The organism is Psychrobacter sp. P11G5 (genome assembly GCF_001593305.1).
In the GTDB taxonomy this organism is placed as follows: domain Bacteria; phylum Pseudomonadota; class Gammaproteobacteria; order Pseudomonadales; family Moraxellaceae; genus Psychrobacter.
In genome coordinates, this window is sequence record NZ_CP012533.1 from 1,843,342 (window position 1) to 1,865,703 (window position 22,362).

The window sequence follows — 22,362 nt, forward strand, 5'->3', positions numbered from 1 at the left end:
ACGTATTATGAGCCAGTTACACCCAAATTTAGATATCGACCAAGCTAACCAAGACCTGCAAGGCAAATCACCAGAAGAAATCGTGGCATGGGCACTGACACAAGCTAAAAACCCAATTATCACCACTAACTTCCGTCCTTATGAGTCAGCTATCTTGCATTTGGTCGCTAAGCAGCGCCCTGACATTACGGTACTGTGGGTAGATTCAGGCTATAACACCGATGCCACTTATCAATTTGCCAATAAAGTTATCCGTGATTTAAACTTAAACGTCATCACTTATATTCCTAAGCAAACGGCCGCCTATCGTGACGCAACGATGAATGGTATCCCAGGCATAGATAATCCGCAGCATGATGAATTCACGGATCAAGTAAAACTTGAGCCATTTCGCCGCGCATTAGATGAACTGAAGCCTGACGTGTGGTTTAACGCCATTCGTAAAGATCAAACGGAATTCCGTCAAGGTCTTGATGTACTCAGCCTATCAAAAGATGGTGTGTTAAAAGTTGCGCCATTATTTGAAAAAACAGACGCTGATTTAGATGTGTATCTTGAAGAGCATAATTTGCCAAATGAGTTTGATTATTTTGATCCGACTAAAGTAGAAGAAAGCCGTGAGTGTGGTTTGCATACGCAGTTGTAGTCAAGCGTTGCAATGACCCATGATGTTAAAACCCCTCTTACACTTACGTAAGAGGGGTTTTTTATGATAAATATTTTCCTAATTACTCTCTTCCCTATTCCCTTTCCTGTCAAAACACGCCTTTATCATGACAAAAACGAATATGCTAATGCCAATTCACTACGTGAGCGCATGCCTGTGATACCTCATAATGGTGGCATATCTTACATTGAATGAATAATTGGTGATGCTATGAACACCTTTCCGCTATTTTTTAAATTAGAAGACCGCAAAGTGCTAATCGTTGGTGGCGGTGATGTCGCGCTACGTAAAGCTGACTTGCTCAGCCGCGCTGGTGCTGCTATCACGATTCTTGCGCCAAGTATCAGTGCTGAAATACAAGCTTTACTCTCAGATAGTAAGCACGAACTCATTTATGAAAACTACAATAAAGCTTACATGACCGGTGCGCGCGTTATTATCGCTGCAACGGATGATGAAACCCTCAATCATCAGATTCACGCTGATGCGAGCGATCTTAATATTCCGGTAAATGTGGTTGATACCCCGCATTTATGCGACTTTATCTTTCCAGCCATTGTCGATCGCAATCCCATTGTGATTGGTATCTCATCTAACGGTAAAGCGCCGGTGCTGGCACGTTTACTGCGTGCACGTCTTGAAACTTTAATTCCGCAAGGCTATGGCAAACTGGCCAAGCTTGCTGGTGAGTTTCGCCATGAGGTAAAAACAAAAATTCCAACCCTTACCGGACGTCGCCAGTTTTGGGAACGCGCCTTTGAAGGAAAAGTCAGTCAGCTGATGTTTGCCGGTAATGAAAAGGAAGCGGCTGCCCAATTGCAAGCCGATTTAGATAACACTGCATCCGCTATCAATGAAAAAGATACAGCAGATAATACATCTACAGAATCCCAAACCGTAAAAAATATAATGGGCGAAGTTTATATCGTTGGTGCAGGACCCGGTGATCCAGAACTGCTCACCTTTAAGGCGCTGCGTCTTATGCAGCAAGCCGATATTGTCTATTATGATGCGCTAGTATCACCGCAAGTATTGGATCTATGCCGCCGCGATGCCGATAAAGTATTTGTCGGTAAAAAGCGTAGCAACCATGCGGTAGCTCAGCTTGGTATCAATGAGCTGTTGGTCAATAGTGCAAAAGAAGGTCGACGCGTCGTTCGTCTAAAAGGTGGCGATCCCTTTATCTTTGGACGTGGCGGTGAAGAAATTGAAAGCTTACGTGCGCATGGTGTACCTTATCAAGTCGTACCCGGTATTACCGCTGCTAACGCTGCCGCCAGTTATGCTGGTATTCCGCTGACTCACCGTGACCACTCACAATCAGTGCGTTTCGTCACTGGGTTTTTAAAGGCTGGTGCGCCCAATAGCAACTTTAAGAGCTTTTTAAACACTGATGAGACCGTGGTGTTTTATATGGGGCTGCACTCGCTGCCGCGCTTGACGACAGGCTTGATTGACGCTGGGCGTAGTAGCGACACCCCAATTGCCATTGTCTCTAATGCTAGTATGCCCAATCAACAAGTATTAACAGGTACGCTTGCCAATATTGTTGAATTGCAAGAACAAAACCAGTTGCCCACGCCTGCTCTGCTGATTATGGGAGATGTGGTTGCACTGCATCATGATTTGGCTTGGTATCATGTAGACAATGAGCAAAAAAACCAAAATACTGCTACAGATGACAATTGGTTACGTGGTGGCAAAGCGGCAGCGACCAAAAACCCTACTAGCCAGCAAGCACATGCGCTATCGATGGTCGCTAATTTGGCGACCGCTGATGATGTGGAGCAACTGGTAATTGGCTAAGTGTTATTAAGGTCAAGCTACTATCGAGATTGTCGATTCACTACCAAAATACTTTTCCTCAATACATATTGCACATGAAATATCCGTTACTATTCCATCAGTGCCATGAGGTTATTAAACATGATAAATAGATATTTATTCCTAATTCCTATCTTAGTTCTATTTCAATTTGGTTGCACTAATCAAATAGTAAATAATACTTCTAACCCAGTGATAAGAACGAAAAATTCACTCGATCTCTTCTCTTATTATAATGAAAGTAATAATGTTCAACTAACTGCATTATTATCAGGTAAATTTACAATGAAGAATGGCTGTCTTCTATTTGGCGATGAAGATGGTTATATAACTCCAGTGTTTGATACGAAAGCTAGTAATATCAAGGTTGACTTAGATTCAAAGACTGTAATCTTAAATGCAACAGCAGTTCCATTTGATACAGAAGTTTACGCAGGAGGCGGTTTTATTGATAAGAAAAATCTTCCTCCACTTCAAACTACTGGTAATGAAAAATGCTTAACGGATAGAGTAGCAACTATACATTCTATTGAAGTCCTAACGCCTGAATTGGGTAGAAAATTCTTGCTTGATTGGGACGATAAGCCTAAGCCGTAATGAAATTTAGTATTAATAATTAGTGTTAATAAAGAGTTGGTTTTTGGGGTTGATTAACTGTGAGAGGATGCGCAAGCCAAGCATTAGAAAATTCACAAAATGTTCGTAACAAGCCAGAATGCATCAATACTCTAAGCAATCTCTAATAGAGATTTCTGTAACCCTTACTCTGTAGTTCTTTTCTTCTCAACTATCTTTATAAGCTTACTATGAATGGATGATGCATCCGCAGGTGAATTGGCGACTGTTGTATTCTTGATAAGCAAGGTGTACTCGTAATGTGGCTCATAATCAAAACCTTCTATAATAATTCATCATCTACGTGACCACTCCTAAATACCGCTATTCGACTTGATCTATTCTGCTTTGCTAAGAGGTTTATAAGCACAGCAAACCACCGCAATTCTTGCTAGAATAATCGCTGTCTTTTATTCATCATTAAGCTCAACTATGTCCACACCTACCGATACTAAGTTCATGCCTACTAAACCTAAACATACCTAAAAAGAATTACTGTTATCACTATTGTGAGCGCTGAAAATGAAGTTTTGGTCTATTAGAACCCTTGAAGAATTAGAGATTCTATTAAGTGGTCAGCCATTAAGAACCGACCCTGATAAAGTAGATAAGGACCGTAAAGAGGCTTATCAGTGGATTTCAAAGCAGTCAAGTAAAAAGGTGATACCCCCGCAAGGTGTTGAGTATCCTATTTGGCTATGGCGATATTGGGAAGGTAAACAAAGAGCGAAGCCCGACTTAAGAGCTGGCGGGCATGTTGAGAGAGGATGCAAAGCGGTTAGGATTGAGTTAGAAATACCCTCTCATAAAGTACTACTCAGTGACTTTGACGGCTGGCATGCTGTACTAAACAATCACCACTTCTGTGAAACTGATGCAGAGTATAATTATTATGAACAGTATGAAAATCAGGAAGATAATGAGAATTTACTAAGAAAAAGCAAGGAAGCCACTTGGCTTAAGATTTTTTCGATAGAAAATCTGCCAGAGGATTGGGCCGTACAGGGCATTACTTGGGAAATTCTGCCTGAATATATGGTTAATTATAAAATCTTTACAGGTCGTTAATGTAGGGCGCACCCTAATAAAGAGTCAGTAGTCAAAAGCGAGACTGGTAAATTATCATTTATGGTATGATTATTTAACTCTAAATCACTTATTGATTAAGCCATCCTCTATTTACGCGTTGTAATATCCTCTATGTCAAAGTCTACCGAATTGTCTGCCATCTCTAAACCCTTAACTATTTTACACACCTCAGATTGGCATTTGGGGCGTAGGCTTTATGGGCGCATGCGTTATGAAGAATTTGAAGCGTTTTTAAGTTGGCTACAGGATGCTATTAGCACGCAGAAAGTCGATGTCCTTATTGTCGCGGGTGATATCTTTGATACCATGACCCCGAGTAACAGAGCGCAGGCGCTGTATTATGAATTTTTGGGCAAAGTTTCAAAATCATGTTGCCAGCATATCGTCATCGTCGCGGGTAACCATGACTCCCCTACTTTTTTGGACGCACCAAGCAATGTATTGAAATTCTTAAATGTTCACGTCATTGGCACTGCTTGTGAAGACTTAAACGATGAAGTCTTGGTGTTAGACGATGCAGACGGCACACCGCATTGTATTATCGCCGCAGTCCCTTATTTGCGCGACCGTGACGTGCGTAGCAGTAGCGCCGGCGAGTCTGCGGATAATAAAGATGCCAATGTCATCAAAGGCATTCGTGCCCATTATGATAAAGTCGCTAGTATTGCCAAAGCGAAGCAGGCTAAATTAGTCGAAGTGCACCAGCGTCACATTCCTATCATCGCTACAGGGCATCTATTCGCAGCAGGTGGTACGACTACTGAAGATGATGGTGTGCGTGAGCTTTATGTCGGCTCACTTGGCAAGATCTCTGCTGATATGTTCGATGAAAGCTTTGACTATGTGGCACTTGGGCATTTGCATGTTCCGCAGCGTGTCGGTGGTCGTGAGAGCATTCGCTATTCGGGTTCGCCTATTGCAATGGGTTTCGGTGAAGCCAAGCAACAAAAACAAGTATTGCTGGTACAGTTTGGCGCAGTGGAAAATGATTTTAGCGATCAAAAACCAGCATCAAATAGTACATCTGAAAGCAATATGCCTAAGCTTACTAATACAGTGACCAAGATTGAACAATCGGTAGAAAAAGCCGCTAAAAAAGTAGCAAGTCGGTCAACTGGCTTTATAGATGACTTGTTTGGCTTTGATGACACAGCAGAAAGCGAAGAGAATACGCAAAAAGCCTTTGAAGGATCAATTTCTAATCAGATAGACGCTATACAGAGTAATGATTCCACAAATAACTCTATTGCATCCTCTAACCTATTACATCATAACGAATCACAGCAGATGCAGGTTATTTCCCTACCCATCCCAAAATTTCAAAAATTGGCGCAAATATCAGGCGACCTAGCTACTATTTCAGAAACCATTAGATCTATTGATCCAACTGAGTCCATTTGGTTAGAGGTTGTTTATACTGGAAATGAGATTGTAAGTGGGCTAAAAGAACAAATTAATCAGATGGTAGAAAACTTGTCGCTTGAAGTACTGATAACAAAAAATGCCAGCTCCTATAATAAAGTACTTAACCAACAGCAGATCTCTGAGACGCTACAAGACTTAAATGAGGAGGAAGTATTTGAGCGCTGCTTAATTGCTCACAATATTCCTGATGAGCAAAAATCATCCTTACGTGACGCCTATGATCAAATCGTTTATAACCTGCGTCATGAAGATACTCAGGCCGAATAACAGCAGCGCATTTTAGATGCTAGTCAAGAACTTCTGGTCACCACTCTCTTTATAACTACTCTATATAAAAATAAGACCTGCCCATGCGACTGATAGAACTACGACTTAAAAATTTGAACTCCTTAAAAGGCGAATGGCACATTGATTTTAGTGACCCCGCTTTTCTGAATGAAGGGATTTTTGCCATTACTGGGCAGACGGGCGCTGGCAAGACCACCATCTTGGATGCGATTTGCTTAGCACTTTATAGTCAGACGCCAAGATTGGGTGATATTACCGGCTCAACGAACGAGATCATGACCCAAGGTACGGGTGAATGCTCGGCAGAAGTTATCATCGAGATTGATGCCAAACGCTATCAATGCTACTGGTACCAGCATCGCGCTCACAAAAAAGCCAAGGGTAACTTATTACCGATTAGACACGAGATTAGCGAGGTTAAAACCGGTAAGATTTTAGAAGAGAAAAAGTCTAAGACTTCCGCCTACATTCAAGACCTTATCGGCATGGATTTTAATCAATTTACCCGCTCCATCATGCTAGCACAGGGCAGTTTTGCCGCGTTTTTAAAGTCAGATATTGGCGATAGAGCGGCGATTTTAGAAAAAATAACCGGTACTGCTATCTATGCCAAAATATCGCTAAACGTCCATGAAAAGAAACGCTTTGAGGAAGAAGTGCTTGGCAAGATACAAGCGGGCGTTAGTAGCTTGTCGTTATTAAGTCTTGAAGATGAAAAGTTACTGGCAGCAGATTTGGAAAGCCTTAATCAACAGCAGAGCAAGCAGCGACAAACTTTCAAAATCCTGAGCGAGCAGATGCAGTGGCTCGATAATGTACAGCAGCTACAGCAAAACTTATCGGTTTTCCAGGCTAATTTTGCAGCAGCACGGCAGATACAAACAGACTTTACTCCAGAAGCGCAGCGCCTAGATATTGCTAATAAAGCGCTAGAGATTGATAGCCAATTTCGAGAGCTGATTTATAGCCGAGAGTTGGTCAAGCGGTTGGGTTTCGAGCAGCAAAATTTGCTCAGTAAGATTCCATCTCAGCAAGAAGCGCTTGCACAAGCCACGACCCATTTAAACAATATCAATACCATTGAAAAGCAAGCCACGGACAATCTGCAAGCCACTTTGCCTATTATTGCCAAGACACGCGAGTTGGATGCTGAGATAAAACAGCAATCCCATTCTTTAGCAGATGATGATCAACGTAAAAATGTATTAGTCAATAATACGCAACGGTTACGTCAAGAAATAGACAACCACAAACAAACAGAACAAGAGACCAAAGCTAAGCTTAGCGGTATAGAAAAGTATTTTAGCGATTATCAAGAGCTAAATGATCTTGATACAGATATGGCGACCTTTGATAGCAGCTGTAGCCGATTAAAGGCGCTGCTAGAAGATAATGTCAGCTTAGCGGCGGATAAGCTTGCGCATGACAATCAATCCAGCCAGCTACAAGCTCATTTCGATAAATTATCTAAGCAATATGACATACATAAGTTATTAATAACTGAGCAACGTAAGCAACTTGCCAGCTTACAACAGCAGCAAGCCGCACTTATTAAAAAACAATCGCTTGTTAGTATGCGCGGCGAGCAAGAGCAAGTGGATCAGATCAGCGGTCAGATTGCGCAAGCCAGCTTTAAGTTACAGCAGCTGTCTGAACTTGCTAACCAAATCAAAAAGACCAACCTCTCGCTACCTACGCTAAACAAGGAGTTAATATCTTTAGAAGGACTGATTGCCAATCAGCAGTCAGATATTCAAGATGCTAAGATTAAAAAACAAGAAAAGCAAGAGCATCTGAATTTACTACAAAAGGTCGCTAAGCTTGAAGACTACATAGCAGAACTAGAAGATGGATCGCCCTGCCCGTTATGCGGCGCGCATGAGCATCCTTATGGTAAGCATCATCCGTTATTAGACAGTAATAATATCAATGACAATGTCGAGCAAAAACAGTCGTCCACAATAAAACAGACTAAGACGCAACAAACTCAGCAGCAAATAGCTGAACTAGAAACCATTATTGATAACCTTGAGCAGGCTTTATCAACATACAATATCGAATATGCTACAAAGAAAGAAACGCTTAACAACCAGCAACAACAGCTAGTGCCACTACATCAGCAATCCGAAATATTACATGGTGATATTCAGGAGTACATAGCCTCACTATTTGAGTCTGAAAAAAATTACTCTGAATCGATTGTGGCGATTATCAATACTCTTAATCAGATAAACGATGATATTAATGCGACCATCACGAATATAGATCATAGCTTATCCTTATTAGACACCGCCAAACATGACCTAACTGAACATAAACAGTCTCTTAAAACCATAGTTGTCGAATATGAAAACCTAACTGAAAGTGCTGCAAAGCTCAGTACTGCCATCGAAACCGATGAAAAGCAGCAACAAGCACTTAGTCACGACATTAACAATCTAACCACTGATATTAAGCTTAACTCGCAGAAGCTTGATGGTATAAAAGATAAGATTGCTGCTAATTTCTCAGAGTTGGCGCCCCTGATGACCACCGTTTCATCTCTAACGCATAAATACCCAACGGATAAATATAAAGAGCACTTAACTACAGCGCTCAATGCGGCAGACTTATCTGACGCACTTAAACAGCTGCATAACAGTTTTGATAAGCAAACGGTAATGGACAGCGCAGACTATGACTACCATATTGAAAAATTACGTCAACAGCGCAGCGCTTTAAACCAGTTAAAACGACAGTTTAACGATCGGAAAGACAGCCAGCAGCAGCTAACCAATACCTTAAGCAGTTTGACCGCGCAGATTGAAACCAAGCAAATACAGCTTAGCAATGATGAAACAGCGCTCAAAGAGCTAGAGCGCTTAATTGCTCATAAAACCAAGGCTATCGAACAATTAAAGCAAGATAGAAAAGAGCTTTTTGCTGATAAAAATACGGACAATGAAGAAAATCAATTACGCAGTACGGTTGACGCAGCTAAAACCAAACAAGTAGTAGCACAGAGGCAGCTAGATTCTGTAGAGCAAGCATTAGAGCAATTAAAGATTAGAGAGGAGCAGCTAGACACAGAGCTACAGTCGGCGACTACCACACTGAATACGCAGCAAAGCATCTTTTCTGATTTACTCGCAGAGTCACAGTTCGTCAATGAAGCTGCTTTTGTGAGTGCCCGCCTGCCTAAAGAAGAGCGCGAAGCACTACATACACGTAAATTAGCGATTGATAATGCATTGCATCAAGCTAAGTTGCAGTTAGATAGCACCCAGCAAGCGTTAGAACAAAAACTTGCCAACCCTATGACAGATGAAAGCCAAGAAACGCTTGCAAGCCAGCATCAGCAAATACAAATAGATATCGACGAGTTAAGTCAAAAAATCGGTGCGATTGACCAAAAGCTCAAGGATAACGACAACCAAAAAGGCGAACAAGCTGCAAAGCTCTTTGCGATTGATGAGCAAAAACAAAAACTACAAGTTTGGCAGCAGCTACATACGTTAATCGGTTCGGCTGATGGTAAAAAATATCGTACCTTTGCCCAAGGCTTAACGTTTGAGGTCATGATTAGTCATGCCAATACGCAACTGCAAAAAATGAGTGACCGCTATTTGCTCATTCATGATGACAGCAATCCGCTTGAGCTCAATGTCATCGACAACTATCAAGGCGGCGATATTCGTAGTACCAAAAACCTCTCTGGCGGCGAAGGCTTTATTATCAGTCTGGCACTGGCACTTGGGCTATCACAAATGGCCAGTCACAATATCCGCGTCGACTCGCTATTTTTAGACGAAGGCTTTGGCACGCTTGATGAAGAGTCACTTGATATTGCACTCGATACCTTAACCAGCTTACAACAAGAAGGTAAATTGATCGGTATCATCTCGCACGTACAGGCGTTAAAAGACCGTATCCTCACCCAAATAAAGGTCGAAAAACTGTCTGGCGGCTTTAGCCAAATCAGTGGTCAAGGCTGTCGCCGAGTTGTCAATGCTACCGATGAAAAAGCCTCGTAAATTAAGACAGCAGTTAAGGCAGTTAATAAAAAGTATGATAATAAGGAAATAGCGATGACTAACAAATTAGCACTCTTAACATGGGTATCTATTTTATCTGTTGGTGCGGTTAGTGCTATGACCCCTGCCCACGCTACCATCAGCTGTGCCGGTTACTTACCCAATAGCTATTTTGAGCGTATCGAGAATAATGAAGCATTCGCTGGCAAGCTGGTCAAAAAAGGCGATGGTATGCAGCAGCTACAAGACCTAGACAGCAATGTCATCATAGACAATCTCACCAATGCTTATATATTGATGGATAAGTATCTATTAGCGCAGCGTCAGATTAATAATGGTAAAGAACACGGTAGTAAATATGGTGTCGTCAATGCCGCTGGCAAGATTATCGTGCCTTTTAAGTATGATGAAATTCAAACGGAGCCTGATATTGCGACCAGCTTTATCGTCAGTATTAACACCTCAGACAATGCTAGCAATGCCACTAAACAAGGCATCATCAATCGTCATGGTGACTGGGTTTACCCGCTAGCAGATGTTCGTATTCAGCACGCACACTACGATTCTGATTATGACCAAGATTATTTTATAGTAGCTAAAAATAGAGGACTAACAGGACTGCTCGATGATAGAGGTTACTGGGCAATTATGCCGCAGTATGATGCGATCTATCCGTTAAATGCCTGTACAGGCGAGCCTTTATATTTACAAGTAAGTCTGCAAAATAAGACCGCGCTTATTGACCAAAATAACGATGTAATCCTTCCACTGGCAGCCAACCAACATATTGAGTTGTTTAATAGTTATGGCGATGTGCCGTTATTTCTGCGCAGTACTCTGATCGACGGCAGTAACGCAGAAGGCATGAGCGAAGATATTCAAGACGATATCGAGAGCGCCCAAATTATTGATTCTAACGGTAAGTTAATTCTCTCTTCAGATACAGCTATTAGAAAACTGTTATATCACCAACTTTATACTTATAAGCAGGCTGGCAAGATTGGTCTACTTAACGATAAAGGCAATGTCGTATTAGAACCTCAATTTGATAGCTATCGTGATGATGCGGATAAAGTCTGGCTTGAAAAAAATGGCGAGATGATACATTTAAATACATTGCTTGAATTGGACTAAGCGCTTATTTTCTCAGCTTTCCTATTTTTTAATTGTAATGAGTACCTGCCCTACACAATAAAAAACCCCACCGTTAATCCATAACGGTGGGGTTTTATTTTTAAAACATCTGCTGATTTAAGCAATTTTATTAAGCAGCCTACATTATGTAGTCTGTACTTAGAGCTTTACTTAGTAGCCAAGCCGCTAAGCTCACTCATCAGCACTGACAATGTTGATAAACCAACCTGCCCATCTTCATCTTCACTATAGAGCTCATCGAGCTTGTGCATCTCTGTCTCAACAGATGCTAGCTGATCGAGATGACGTGAACGCCACTCGCTAAAGGCTTGCTTGGCATCTGGCTTCGATAATACTGCATCCATTAATAGACGCAAGCTACGTGATAGCTCATTTACTAAGGCATGACGCGCACGGCGATCCCAGTAGTCATGCTGCGGTAAAGTGGCGATATTATCCATCATCCAATCTAACTGCAAGACGTGATACGCCTCGAAGTATAATGTTGCAATTTCATCGACAGGACGTTCATATTGTTCAGCCAGTAACGCCGCATCAAGCGCATCAACGTGGTAAGGCAGCATAGCAAACATTGTCGCATCACTCTCCGACAGATCCTCTTGCATCAAGCTGGTGGCATCTTCTTGCAAGTACTCTGCAAATTGCTGTTCAATGAACCCGCCAGATTTAGTCAATTTCTCAACACTTTCTCTAAAGCGGCTAATCATATCAGCGACTTGCAAATCTTGCCCAAAGGCATTGATAAACCAGACAACACCTTGCTCAAGCGCATCGCGTAGACGTAGCTCAAGGTTTAACAATAGCGTTGCATCGACCTGATTATCTAACGCTTCAAGCGTTTTCCATGCTATTGACACATTAAAGACATCACGGCTAATCGCATAACCACGAACAATGGTTGCCAGCGACTGGTCTGTTTCCTCATAAAGACGGAATAGAGCCTCAATACCTAAGCGGTTAACCACACTATTAGTCAGATAAGTACTGATAATCTCGCGATGCAAGCGGTGCTCAGTCATCTCATCAAAGAAACGTGAGGCCAGCTCATCAGGGAAGTACTTACGTAACTCATTAACGAAGTACGGATCATCTGGCAAATCGGACAACAACAAGTTGTCATACACCCACATTTTGCCATAAGCCATGACGACTGCTAGCTCAGGATTGGTCAGGCCAGTAGTTGCTTTTTGACGTTTGGCAATTTCTTCGTCCGATGGTAAATACTCAATCGCGCGATCCAGACGCCCTTCACCCTCTAACATCTGAATGAAACGCTGATGATCACTTAAGTTAGCTGCTGCACGAATGTGACTAAGCTCAATCGCTTGTGGTTGTAGATAGTTTTGGCGCAATACTAATTCTGCAACGGTATCGGTCATGCTCTCAAGCAATTCATTGCGCTGTTTTAAGGTCATATCACCTTGCTCAACGACTTTACCAAGTAAGATTTTGATATTGACTTCATGATCTGAGCAGTTAACGCCACCTGAGTTGTCAATAGCATCGGTATAAATACGTCCGCCCGTTTGTGCATATTCGATACGACCTTGTTGAGTAAAGCCTAAGTTACCACCTTCACCAACGACCGCTGCACGTAGCTCATTACCATTGATACGTAACGCATCGGTAGCACGGTCACCGACATCAGCATGACTTTCATTTTCGCTTTTCACATAAGTACCGATACCACCATTCCAAATAAGATCAACAGGCGATTTCATTAGGGCAGTGATTAACTCATTAGGCGCTAGATTATCTTCACTAATATCGAACAGCTCTTTCATCTCAGCACTGATAGCGATGCTTTTATCTTGGCGTGAGTACACACCGCCACCTTGACTGATGAGCGACTTTTCGTAGTCGTCCCACGTCGAACGAGGCATTTCAAACAAACGCTCGCGCTCTGCATAAGAAGCAGCGGTATCCGGATTAGGATCAATAAAGATATGTAGATGGTTAAAGGCAGCGACTAGCTTGGTATGAGTAGATCTCAGCATACCATTACCAAATACATCACCGCTCATGTCACCGATACCGACTACGGTAAAGTCATCACGGTTTTGAATGTCCATACCGCGCATACGGAAGTGACGCTTGACCGATTCCCAACCACCGCGTGCCGTAATGCCCATCGCTTTATGGTCATAGCCAACTGAGCCGCCTGAAGCAAAGGCATCGTCAAGCCAGAAGTTATATTCAGCAGACAAAGCATTAGCAATATCAGAAAAACTTGCCGTGCCTTTATCGGCTGCCACTACCAAGTACGGATCATCTTCATCATGACGCACGGTGTTGGCTGGCGGGACAATTTTTCCATCAACGATATTATCAGTGACATCTAACATACCGCGTAAGAATGTCTGATAACAGGCGATACCTTCGGCTTGGAACGCTTCACGACCATCTGCCATGGTTTTAGTTTTGACAATAAAGCCGCCTTTTGAACCAACAGGGACAATTACTGCGTTTTTGACCATCTGTGCTTTGACTAAGCCCAATACTTCAGTACGGAAATCTTCCATGCGATCTGACCAGCGCAGACCACCACGGGCAACTTTACCGCCTCGCAGATGCACTGCTTCAACGCGCGGTGAATAAACAAATATCTCAAACATGGGCTTAGGCTTGGGCAGATTTGGAATATCTGCTGCCAAAAACTTAAACGATAGGCGATCTTTACGCTGACCATCGGTATCGGTTTGATAGAAGTTGGTACGCACCATGGCATTAATCAAATCTAAGTACCAACGCAAGATACGATCTTCATCTAGACTATCTACATCTGCCAATGCCGCTATAATTTTCTGTTGAATCTGAGTGGTTTTTTCTCTACGTTCATCTTCATTATACTTAGGATTCATGCGCGCATCGAACAGACTACCTAAAGCCACACTGATAGCACTATTTTTTACCACAGTTTGCTGTATATAAGCACTAGAGAAAGGCGCTTTTGCTTGTATCATATAGCGTGATAATGCACGCAGCACGACCACATCATAAGTATCTAGCTTAGTAATTAGTACTAGCTCGTTAAAGGAGTCACTCTCAACGCGTCCTGCCCAAATTTGCTTCAGACTGTCTTCAAACTGACCACGAACCACTTGCATATTGACCGTATCGACGTTTTCTAAGATTAGCTCATATTCTTGCATCCAAATCGGCTGATCTGGCAGATCAAACTCGTAAGTTTGTGCTGAGATAACCGACACCCCAAAGTTTTCAAGAATCGGCAACACTTTAGACAAAATAACTGGTTGCTCACGTCCATACAGTTTCAAATGCAACTGGTTGCCCGCGTCTCCTGTTGACTGATATAAATGCCAAATCATTGGCTGCTCATTGGTCAAGCTAGCCAGACGTTTGGTATCTTCAACCGCTGTACGAGCATCGAAACGCTCTTCATAAGCAGCTGGGATATAGTTTAAGAAGCGACGTGTTAAGGAGTTAGCTTGTTGCTCACCAACATTATCAAGCAGCATTTGCTGGTAATGATCAGTCCATGACTCCATAAGTGCTGATAATTCAGCCTCAAGCGCAGCGTTATCTACATTATTGACTTGACCTGGTACCGTACGGACATGCACATGCACGCGAGCATGTTCAGACTCATTGAATTCAGTAGTAAAGCCAGATGATGTACCGCCATAAGCATCTTTTAGTACTTGCTGTACTTCAATGCGCAATTCGGTATTGAATTTGTCACGTGGAATGTAAACCAGACACGACACAAAACGTTGATAATGGTCAATACGGCTAAATAAGCGCAGACTCTTTTTATCTTGTAATTGGCTAATACCAGAGACGATAGGATATAACTCTTCGACGCTGGCTTGAAATAAGTCATCGCGTGGTAAAGTATTGATGACATGCATCATTTTATAATAAGCATGGCCTGCACGTGGCAAGTCAGCCATTGCCATGATTTTATTAGCTTTTTCACGTAATAGCGGGATTTGTTGAACCGTAAGCTGATACGCTTGTGAGGTAAGTAGACCGATAAAACGATACTCACCTACCAATCTACCATTGTCATCAAATTTATGAATACCCAAAAAGTCCATATATACTGGACGATGAATAGGTGACACTCGACTTGACTTAGACAGCATTAGTACACGCGGCTCAGTCAAAAGTTGCTTAAGCTCTTTAGGCAGTCTGTAAAAGCTTTCAGATAGCTTATCTTCTTCGGCGCCGCGTAATAGACCAAGACCACTATTACCGATTGCAAACAAGTCTAGGTCCGCGTTTTTATTGACACCACCTTGTTTACTATCGTCAGTTGTATCAGTGACGTCAATATAGTTGCCACCTTCAAGGCGATATTCACGATAGCCTAAAAAGATAAAATGATCGTCTAATATCCAGTCTAAGAACGCTTGAATTTCTTGCTGAGAGTAAAAGACCTCAGGTAGTGGTTTTTGCGCCAGCTCAGCCTTAATATCAGTCAGACGCGAGCGCATCTCTTTCCAATCACCAACTACAGTATCAAGCGTATCAACCTTGTCTAAAAGTATTTGATGTAGCGCCTCTAACTCATCATTATCTTGGTAGGCAATCTCACAGTGAATTAGTGACATATGAGAAGTTGCGCTTTCATGGGCGCTATCGACGTGGGTAAGATTACCGTCTTCGTCACGCTTAACACTAATGATCGTATTATAAGTACGATGGACATCAATACCTTGTGCTTCAAGGCTCATCAGCATTGTATCTACCAAAAACGGACGGTCATACGCCACCATTTGGATAATAGTATGTGAGCTATGAAAATGCTGCTCTTCAGCAATTGGGTTAAAGACGGCCAATTGTGGCTTACTACCCTCATAGGCTTTTAGTAGCGTAAAATGGTGTAGTGCCATACCTGCCAAATCTGTATCATCGATGACATCTGCAGTCTCATGATGGAGCGGTCGATAATAGCTGTTAATAAAATGATCAAGTAGTGATTTATCCTTTTGCACATAACTGGTGGCAATATCACTTATCTGGCCAATACGCTCTTTTGTGATACCAAGAGAGTTGGGCATAGTATCCGTCCTTTTTATAAATTTGATTTTTTAGATTAATATTAATTACTTTTAATGGTATCTATTAGCGAATATTTACGATGGTATGTTAGCTTGAGATCGATTTGAGCTAAAAACACTGAATCGATCAAACCACTGACGTTTTTACCTTAGAACCCATTTCTTACGATAAGCTAGGTCTTAAAGATCCTTGGCTCAGCTATCTATCGCTAATCTATTGGATTGTAACGCACCTATCAACATAGCTAAAGTGTAAAAAAATATTTCATGAATATTTATTGTCTTAATAACCTTTATTCATAAGATAATTGTCTATTATATCGTCAATTCAACCCTAATAACCTTTAAATATTCATTTATCCAAATAGTCTACGCCATTGATAAGCAATTGTTCAACAAATTTTCATTGTATTATTTTTATAGTGTATTGAGTGTGGCTGGCAAGTGGATACTCATGGCAATAGGTACGACTTTTTTGTTAGAATACGGCAGTATGTTTGACAGTGCTTTACTGATTCGCTATTAACGCTTAATTAAGGGCAAGACGTATGATGAATATTTTGGTGATTGGCTCAGGTGGTCGCGAACACGCATTGGCTTGGCAGTGTGCCAAAGATGAGAATGTGCAGCACATCTATGTCGCACCTGGTAATGCAGGCTCTGCTTTAGAACCTAAATGCCAAAATGTTATCTTAGAAGCGACTAACAATGACGCTAGTGAACACAGTGCTGTCATAGAGTTTTGCCAGAATAATGCTATTGATATGGTCATCGTTGGTCCTGAAGCCCCATTAGTTGCTGGTATTGTTGATGCTTGCCGTGGGGCTGGTATTCAAGCATGGGGGCCGACTGCATATTGTGCACAACTAGAAGGTTCAAAAACCTTCGCCAAAGAATTTATGGCACAAAACAGTATTCCTACGGCTGCCTACCAAGGCTTTACGGATGCCGCAGCTGCCAAAGCCTATATTGATGAACAAGGTGCACCAATTGTCATCAAAGCCGATGGACTTGCCGCTGGTAAAGGCGTTATCGTTGCTGAAACTATTGAACAAGCACATGAAGCCATCGATGATATGCTGGCGGACAATAAATTTGGAGACGCCGGTAGCCGTGTGGTAATCGAGCAATTTTTGCAAGGTGAAGAAGCCAGTTTTATCTGTATGATTGATGGTAATAACATCTTACCAATGGCAACTAGCCAAGATCATAAGCGTGCGTTTGAAGGTGATACAGGTCCAAACACGGGCGGTATGGGAGCATATTCTCCAGCACCAGTCGTTACTCAAGATGTCCACGATAAAGTCATGGCGCAAGTCATTCAGCCAGTGGTCGACGCAATGAATGCTGCCGGTCACCCTTATACTGGATTCTTGTATGCAGGCCTCATGATCGATGAAGCAGGAGATCCTTATGTCATTGAATTTAACTGCCGTTTTGGTGATCCAGAGACGCAGCCTATTTTGATGCGTTTGCAGTCGTCGATGGTAGATCTAGTTGCACAAGGACTAGCAGGTCAACTACCTAGTGATGCTAAATGGGATACCCGCCCTGCTCTTGGTATCGTGGTTGCTTCAAAAGGCTATCCTGAAAGCTCGTCAAAGGGTGACGTGATCGCTGGCTTGCCAGAATTAGATGCTAATAATAATAATCCGGTAAAAGTATTCCATGCTGGCACAGCGTTTTCTCATGATAGCAATACAGATGCTGCACATAGCGACAATACTGGAAACACCAAAGAAGTTATCACTAACGGTGGACGTGTATTGTGTGTGACTGCTTTAGCAGATAGCATTTTGGACGCTCAGCAAGCTGCATTAGCAGTGACGGCTGCGATCAGTTTTGATGGTGCGCATTATCGCCGTGATATTGGTCATCATGCTATTGCACGTGAACAGTCTTAATATAAATCATGCTTTAGACAATGTTTTTGATGCTCTGTTAAGCTGTAGAGTTCCAACCCCAGTCTAAGTACAAGCTGGGGTGATTTTAGTGCTTCTAATGAGTTAAACTCTCAATAATGGCATTTTCAATTCAGTACTAATTTCTTAGTATTCAGCTTGCTGTAATAGTACGAAAAAAATAATATTACAGCAAGTACGACACCTTTAATTCGTGAGCACTAGTTTTATAAAATCACTTTTATTAGCATTATTAATGTAACACCATCATTCGTGCTATGACCTACGGGTCAGTACGATTTTGTATGCTAACCTTGCATCTCACTTGTATTGTTAGTCTTAAACCCGCAAATCAGTACAACCTGATGAATGGTTATATTTATGGCACATGATCCGTCTAGACCTTCTAATAATAAGCAATCAATCGATAGCCTAAAAACTTCTGGGTTTGAACGTCGATTATCGATTGCCAAGACTTCCCTAAATATTGGTCGCCGCTGGGCAGGCAATAGTATGTCTGGTATGTTTTTGGATAAGCAGGCACGCTCGAAGCGTAATCAAGTATTTATGGAGGCGCAGGCAAATTATGTCGCAGAGGAACTAGGTAAACTCAAAGGCTCAGTAGTTAAAATTGGCCAGATGCTAGCAATGTATGGTGAGCATATATTACCGCCTGAGATTACTCGGGCGCTACAAACACTTAACGACGATACCGCTACTCTTACTTGGCCAAAAATAGAACAAACTTTACAGCATATCTTAGGAGATAAGCTCAGCGAACTTGAGGTTGACTCCGTTCCTATTGGCACAGCTTCCCTCGCCCAAGTCCACCGTGCAACGGTACTAGAAACGGGTGAGCAAGTGGTGCTGAAAATTCAGTACCCAGGGGTGGCCGACGCTATTAACTCCGATCTTGCACTATTTAAGCGTTTATTGAAAGTAAGCAATATCGTTCCGCAAACACGGGCACTTGATACATGGTTTGAAGAGATACGTGACCTGCTCCATCATGAAGTTGACTATGATGCAGAGGCGGCAACGACAGAACGCTTTTATGAGCGCTTAGTCGATGATCCTCGTTATGTGGTACCTAAGATTAATCGTAAATACTCAAGTAAGCGTTTACTCTGCATGACTTATGAGCCTGGGGTTTCCGTTACCTCTGAAACCCTGCAACTAGTGCCGCATGAACGACGCAATGCTATTGGTCAAGCAGCAATAGAGATCATGATGCAAGAGATTTTTGTCTGGGGTGAGATGCAGACGGATCCAAATTTTGGCAACTATTTAGTACGTATCAGCGATAATGTTGATGAGCCAGATAAACTGATATTATTGGATTTTGGCGCTATCCGTCAGTTTGATAATACCCTACTTACCATTGCTCGTAGCCTATTACGCGCAGGCTATCATCATGACCATCAAGCAATGATGGAAGGTATGACAGGCTATGAATTTTTTAATACGATGAGCGATAAAGTGCGAGCAGATATTGCATCGTTATTCCTACTTGCTACAGAGCCATTCAGTCATCCTGATGCTAATCCTGATATCCCTGCAGATTGTTTAGATGAGCAAAAGCGTTATATTTGGGCTAATAGCAAATTACATTCGCGTATCTCAGCGAGTGCTACTCGTGCCATTCAATCATTTGAATTTAACCTACCTCCTAAAGAGTTTATGTTTATTAGCCGTAAGTTTATCGGTGCTTATACGTTTTTGACAGTAATAAACGCTTATACTGACTCCGAAAAGTTGGTAAAACCTTTTCTATAAATAGCTAGGTAGATGCTAAATTTTGGAAACCGCTTCTTTTGGAGCGGTTTTTTTATTATTTGATTTTATTTGCTTAGGCTATTTTATATGGCTTATATTTTAGGGTTGTTGAGTAACTTTTATCGTTTATGTTTTAATCATTTCCACTTAGGCTATTTTTTATCGTTAACGCTATCTTCCTCTGCAAACCAATTATCAAACCTAGTTTTATAACCTTCAGGCTTGGTCATTGTTAACTGCCAGCATGTCTCTCCACGAGCCAAGTACTTCACCTCAAAGTGCGTACGCTGGCTATCAGATAGCACCTTATGACGCCTGTTTGGCAATTGCCAAATACTTAATGCTTGCTGTTCTGCATTATCCATATAAGATTCTATATTAGTCGCTAAAATGACTTCACCACCTACTTGCAAGCGTGATAATAAAAATTCAAAAAATGGCATATTCAGCCATTGCTGATTAGGATTGTGTTGTTCAGGGTTTGGATATAGCAGATAGATACTTGCAAGACTATCAGGAGGGATAGCGTGTACAGTCCAAGCGATAGCATCAGCATGAATTGGAGTTAGGTTGTCCAGCAGCTGTTGATTAAATAGTTTGGTAAAAGCTTCAAACTTATTACGTGTGCGCTCAATAGCAATCAAATGCTTTTCAGAATGTACTGCTGCGAAACTTAACGCATGCTTGCCCTTCCCTGCGCCAATCTCCAATATTAATGGCAACTTATCGCCATCATCTTTATTAGCTGTATTTTGGATAACCTCTGGAATAAAAAAGTCGCGCGGGGCTGAGAGCTTTTCTGGTTGGAATACACGTACTTGCTTGTGTGAAAGCGTTTGCTCATGATTCATCAGTTGTCCTTACTTTGTTCGTTGTAATTTTTGATAAAGTGTCAATTTAAATAAAGGTCTGATTATACTGCAGACTAAATAGAGGTATTATTGTTATAACCTATACGATGCTACAGAAATATCACTAAAGTTAGTTTGATATACCCTGCTCTATATTTGTCTTTTTTTGACCGCGTGCTATTATAACGGCTCTTGTTCACTGATCATACTTTCCTTCATAACCATGAGGCTAACCTCACTTCATTATGACGCAATCTACCCCCAACTCCACACCCAAAACTTACCCATGTCCATGTTGCGGCACTAAAACTGCTTGGCAAGACAATAAGTTTAAGCCCTTTTGTAGTGAGCGCTGTAAGCTTATTGACCTTGGCGCTTGGGCGAATGAAGATTATAGCTTGCCTGCTGAGTCTACGCCATTTTCTGATGAATTTTAACTTGTTGTGATCCGTATATAGTGCCATATTATATGGCTCGTTTTGAGTAACTCATTACCTTAATAATCCAAGGATGTCTGCATGTCAGCTACTTATCTGATGCCTACCTATAATCGTCAGCCGATCAGCTTTACCCATGGTTCAGGGAGCTGGCTATATACCAAAGATGATACTCCGTATTTAGATGCGCTCACTGGCATCGCAGTATGCGGTTTAGGGCATTGCCATCCACAAGTGACTAATGCTATTCAACAGCAAGCAGCTACCTTAGTTCATACCAGTAATTTATTTGGTATTGACTGGCAAGAGCGCGCGGGAGAAGCGCTTTGTGTTGCTGCGCAAATGGATAGTGTGTTTTTTGCCAATAGTGGTGCCGAAGCTAACGAAGCTGCACTAAAACTTGCAAGGTTATATGCTCACCAGCAAGGCTTCAAGCGTCCAAAAGTCATCGTCATGGAGCAATCATTCCACGGTCGTACTTTATTATCATTATCAGCGACCGCCAATCCTAAAGCGCGTGAAGGGTTTTTTACTTTAGATGATGACTTTATCCGTGTGCCGTTTGGTGACATTGCAGCTATCAAGCAAGCCGCTCAAGATCACGATGATATTTGTGCAATATTCGTAGAGCCTATTCAAGGTGAAGGCGGCCTTAATACTGCAGCTAATGGCTTTACCTATCTGGAAGAGCTACAAGCGGAATGTGACGCACACAACTGGCTCTTTATGATCGATGAAGTACAGACCGGTAACGGCCGCACGGGCAAATACTTTGCTTATCAACATAGTAACGCCCGCCCTGATGTATTGACTACCGCTAAAGGCCTTGGTAATGGTTTTCCAGTCGGGGCGTGTATGGTACGCGGACGTGCTAATGGCTTGTTTGGTGCAGGTAGTCATGGCTCTACCTATGGCGGTACACCGCTTGCAAGTCGCGTAGTACACAGCGTCTATGATGTGTTAACAAATAGCGGCATAATGGAAAACGCGGTAACCGAAGGTCAGTTTATTCGTAAAAGCATAACAGACGAATTGCAACAGTATGGCGTCAGTAGCCGCGGTGCTGGAATGATGATAGGTATTGCTTTGCCTGATACCATGGACTGTAGTCAGCTGGTTGACCATGCACGCGATGAGCAAAAACTAATCATCAATGTCACTGGTGGTCATGTTGTGCGCTTATTACCGCCATTAAATATAAGCCGTATTGAAAGCCGGCAAGTCGTTGAGCGTTTGATTAATCTATTCAAACCGTTATTTTAAACAATACTTTTTGCAGTTGTAACTCAATTTT

The 22,362-nt window shown here is 42.0% G+C and carries 14 protein-coding genes; 12 read left to right on the top strand and 2 right to left on the bottom strand.

Annotated elements, in window-relative coordinates; translation table 11 throughout:
• Positions 1-7 precede the first annotated feature (7 nt).
• The 8 genes from AK825_RS07530 (at position 8) to AK825_RS07560 (ending at position 11,055) form a co-directional block, all read left to right on the top strand.
• Positions 8-646, top strand: a complete 639-nt coding sequence (locus AK825_RS07530; RefSeq protein ID WP_068035935.1) for a phosphoadenosine phosphosulfate reductase family protein — start codon at positions 8-10, stop codon at positions 644-646.
• A gap of 63 nt (positions 647-709) precedes the next feature.
• Positions 710-862 (top strand): hypothetical protein, encoded by a 153-nt coding sequence (locus tag AK825_RS14760; protein WP_158511268.1) that lies wholly within the window; start codon positions 710-712, stop codon positions 860-862.
• A gap of 15 nt (positions 863-877) precedes the next feature.
• On the top strand, positions 878-2,473 hold the full coding sequence (gene cysG / locus AK825_RS07535) for a siroheme synthase CysG (protein WP_068035937.1): 1,596 nt from the start codon (positions 878-880) through the stop codon (positions 2,471-2,473).
• A gap of 120 nt (positions 2,474-2,593) precedes the next feature.
• Positions 2,594-3,088, top strand: a complete 495-nt coding sequence (locus tag AK825_RS07540) for a hypothetical protein (RefSeq protein WP_068035939.1) — start codon at positions 2,594-2,596, stop codon at positions 3,086-3,088.
• A gap of 540 nt (positions 3,089-3,628) precedes the next feature.
• Positions 3,629-4,174, top strand: coding sequence for a DUF3841 domain-containing protein (locus tag AK825_RS07545; RefSeq protein WP_068035941.1), 546 nt, complete (start codon positions 3,629-3,631; stop codon positions 4,172-4,174).
• 132 nt (positions 4,175-4,306) lie between these two features.
• On the top strand, positions 4,307-5,887 hold the full coding sequence (locus AK825_RS07550; RefSeq protein WP_068035943.1) for an exonuclease SbcCD subunit D C-terminal domain-containing protein: 1,581 nt from the start codon (positions 4,307-4,309) through the stop codon (positions 5,885-5,887).
• A gap of 83 nt (positions 5,888-5,970) precedes the next feature.
• Positions 5,971-9,921 carry an AAA family ATPase gene (locus AK825_RS07555; RefSeq protein WP_068035945.1) on the top strand — a complete coding sequence of 1,317 codons (3,951 nt, stop codon included), beginning with the start codon at positions 5,971-5,973 and terminating at the stop codon, positions 9,919-9,921.
• Between the two features lie 54 nt (positions 9,922-9,975).
• Positions 9,976-11,055, top strand: coding sequence for a WG repeat-containing protein (locus tag AK825_RS07560; protein WP_068035947.1), 1,080 nt, complete (start codon positions 9,976-9,978; stop codon positions 11,053-11,055).
• A 167-nt stretch (positions 11,056-11,222) separates the two neighbouring features.
• On the opposite strand, the gene AK825_RS07565 is transcribed toward AK825_RS07560, so the two are convergent.
• Positions 11,223-16,103: an NAD-glutamate dehydrogenase gene (locus tag AK825_RS07565; RefSeq protein ID WP_068035949.1), complete on the bottom strand. Its 4,881-nt coding sequence runs from the start codon at positions 16,101-16,103 to the stop codon at positions 11,223-11,225.
• 551 nt (positions 16,104-16,654) lie between these two features.
• On the opposite strand from AK825_RS07565, the gene purD reads away from it, so the two are divergent.
• Both purD and AK825_RS07575 read left to right on the top strand, forming a co-directional pair.
• A complete protein-coding gene (gene purD / locus AK825_RS07570) occupies positions 16,655-18,007 on the top strand; it encodes a phosphoribosylamine--glycine ligase (protein WP_068039174.1) in 1,353 nt (450 codons plus the stop codon).
• A 378-nt stretch (positions 18,008-18,385) separates the two neighbouring features.
• Positions 18,386-19,780: an AarF/ABC1/UbiB kinase family protein gene (locus tag AK825_RS07575; RefSeq protein WP_068035950.1), complete on the top strand. Its 1,395-nt coding sequence runs from the start codon at positions 18,386-18,388 to the stop codon at positions 19,778-19,780.
• Between the two features lie 152 nt (positions 19,781-19,932).
• On the opposite strand, the gene AK825_RS07580 is transcribed toward AK825_RS07575, so the two are convergent.
• Entirely contained in the window at positions 19,933-20,631 is a 699-nt protein-coding gene (locus AK825_RS07580; RefSeq protein WP_068035951.1) for a DUF938 domain-containing protein, read from the bottom strand.
• Between the two features lie 245 nt (positions 20,632-20,876).
• Here AK825_RS07580 and AK825_RS07585 point away from each other — a divergent pair, with 245 nt between their 5' ends.
• Both AK825_RS07585 and AK825_RS07590 read left to right on the top strand, forming a co-directional pair.
• Positions 20,877-21,068, top strand: coding sequence for a DNA gyrase inhibitor YacG (locus AK825_RS07585; RefSeq protein ID WP_068035953.1), 192 nt, complete (start codon positions 20,877-20,879; stop codon positions 21,066-21,068).
• Between the two features lie 81 nt (positions 21,069-21,149).
• Positions 21,150-22,331: an aspartate aminotransferase family protein gene (locus tag AK825_RS07590; protein ID WP_068035955.1), complete on the top strand. Its 1,182-nt coding sequence runs from the start codon at positions 21,150-21,152 to the stop codon at positions 22,329-22,331.
• The last annotated feature ends 31 nt before the right edge of the window (positions 22,332-22,362 follow it).